Source organism: Streptomyces sp. NPDC035033, assembly GCF_040636735.1.
Lineage (GTDB): Bacteria > Actinomycetota > Actinomycetes > Streptomycetales > Streptomycetaceae > Streptomyces.
On record NZ_JBEZUZ010000204.1, the window covers coordinates 1 to 2,549 of the forward strand.

General features: G+C 73.8%; 2 protein-coding genes. Both read left to right on the top strand.

Features of this window, described 5'->3' with window-relative positions; genetic code table 11:
- The first annotated feature begins 461 nt into the window (after nucleotides 1-461).
- Nucleotides 462-2,192, top strand: a complete 1,731-nt coding sequence (locus AB0E83_RS35355) for a thiamine pyrophosphate-dependent enzyme (protein ID WP_362120911.1) — start codon at nucleotides 462-464, stop codon at nucleotides 2,190-2,192.
- Between the two features lie 108 nt (nucleotides 2,193-2,300).
- Complete coding sequence (locus AB0E83_RS35360) at nucleotides 2,301-2,474, top strand: CsbD family protein (protein ID WP_362120913.1); 174 nt, start codon at nucleotides 2,301-2,303, stop codon at nucleotides 2,472-2,474.
- Nucleotides 2,475-2,549: the final 75 nt, after the last annotated feature.

Sequence of the window (2,549 nt, forward strand, 5' to 3'; positions counted from 1 at the left end):
GGCGCCGCGCCAGACGCGTGAGGTGCGGTAGACCCGGCGGACCAGGTCGGGCGGGGCCGGGTCGGGGTGGAGGGCGAGGCGGCGGAGGGCGGGGCTCGAGAGCGGCCGGCTCGTACCTCTCGTCCACGTCGGGGTCGTCCACCCGCGTCAGGTGGGGGTGGTCCGGGACGGCGTAGGGGCCGGTCCAGGGGAACTGGTTCCGTTCGCTGTTCTCCGAAACGCTCATGGGCATCGTCTCGCCGGACTCCCGCACGCTAAACCTGGCGGGTCCGGGCCCGCCCGGACCCGGATCCGGGCGGGCCCCGATCGCGCCGGGCCCTCGGCACGGCCCCGCCCGGCGCGCCGGCGGCGGGCTCCACCGCATCGGTTCCGAAGGCGCGGGCAGGCGACGGGAAGACGGCGCATACGGACCGGTCCGCCCCCCGGCGACCCGGTCGCCGTCCCCAGCGAAGGGAGACCCCATGACTCGTACCGTCGCACAGGTGATCGTCGACGGGCTCGCCGACCTCGGCGTCGGCCGTGTCTTCGGCGTGGTCGGCGACGCGCTCAACCCGCTCACCGACGCCATCCGGACCACCGAGGGCATCGACTGGACCGGCTTCCGCCACGAGGAGGCGGCGGCCTTCGCCGCCGGAGCGCGCGCCCAGCTCTCCGGGGAACTGGCCGTCTGCATGGGCACGGTCGGACCGGGCTCGGTGCACCTGCTGAACGGGCTGTACGACGCGGCCAAGAGCGGGGCGCCGGTCCTGGCGATCTGCGGCCAGGTGCCGCTGTCGGAGGTGGGCGGGGACTACTTCCAGGAGGTCGACAACGACCTCCTCTTCCGGGACGTTGCCGTCTACCGGGCCACCGTGACCTCCCCCTCCCAGCTGCCCCGGCTGCTGGAGTCCGCGGTGCGGGCCGCCGTGACCGGGCGGGGCGTGGCGGTGCTGACCGTCCCCGGGGACCTCGGCGACCGGGAGGTCGAGGAGGACCGGCCGACCCGGTTCGCGCTGCCGCGCCCGGCCGTCACGCGCCCCGACGACCCGGCGCTCGCCGAGGCGGCCGAGGTGATCGCCCGGGGCTCGCGGGTCACCCTCCTGGTCGGGCGCGGCGCCCGGGAGGCCCGCGCGGAGGTGCTGCGCGCCGCCGAGCTGCTGTCGGCGCCGATGGTGCTGACCCTGAAGGGCAAGGAGGGCTTCGAGGACGAGAACCCGTACGAGGTCGGGCAGACCGGGCTCATCGGCAACCCGGCCGCGGCCCACGCCATGGACTCCTGCGACACGCTCGTCATGCTCGGGACGGACTTCCCCTACCGGGACTGGTATCCGGAGGACTGCCGGGTCGTGCAGATCGACACCCGCGAGGAGCACCTCGGGCGCCGCGTCCCGGTGGACGTCGGGCTCGCCGGGGACGTGGGGGCGACGCTGCGGGCCCTGCTGCCGCTGCTCGCGCCCGTCCCGTCGCGCTCCCACCTCGACGAGGCCCGCGAGCGGTACGCGGAGTGGCGGAAAGGCCAGGCCGCCCTCGCCGACCCCGCCCACGACCGGCGGCTGCTCGGACGGGTGCGGGCCGTGTTCGACAACCGGGAGGCGGACATCCGTCCCGAAGCCCTCGCGGCGGCCGTCGACCGCCACGCCGACGACGACGCGATCTTCACCTCGGACACCGGGATGGCCACCGTCTGGCTCTCGCGGCTCGTGCGGATGCGCGGCACCCGGCGGCTGCTCGGCTCCTACAACCTCGGTTCCATGGCCAACGCCATGCCGCAGGCCATCGGGGCGCAGCTGTGGGCGCCGGACCGGCAGGTCGTGGCCTTCTGCGGCGACGGCGGCCTCGGCATGCTGCTCGGCGACCTGATGACCATCCGCTCCGAACGGCTGCCGGTGAAGCTCGTCGTCTTCGACAACCGCCGCCTCGGCATGGTCAAGCTGGAGCAGGAGCAGGCGGGGCTTCCCGAGTTCGGGACGGTCCTGGACAACCCCGACTTCGCCGCGGTGGCCGAGGCGCTCGGGCTGACCGGCATCCGCGTCACCGCGCCGGGCGAGCTGGACGGGGCCGTGCGCAGGGCGCTCGCCCTCCCCGGCCCGGTCCTCCTCGACGTGCTGACCAATCCGGCGGAGGTGGCCGTGCCGGGGAAGCCGACGGTGTCGCAGGGATGGGGCTTCGCCATCGCCAAGATCAAGGAGAACCTCCCCTCCGGTGCGCACTGAACGGCGGTGCGCCTGATTTATGGTGGTTTGTTCTCGCTGGTTCCGGTGAGAAGTCCTGTCGTCAGACGTGTCACGCGGAGTTTCACACGCAGTAAGGAGCGATCCCTCGTGTCCGGTGAGCAGAAGATGAAGGCCAAGGCCGAGCAGGCCAAGGGCAAGGTCAAGGAGACGGTCGGCCGGATGACCGACGACGAGCGCCTGGAGGCGGAGGGCCGGGCCGAGCAGGCCAAGGGCGACGCGCGCGGCGCGAAGGAGAAGGCGAAGGACGTCTTCAAGCACTGACCCGCCGGACGACGGACCTCGTCCGGCACGGCACCGCTGGCTCGGCATGCTGGAGCAGGCGGTGCAGGACCGCAA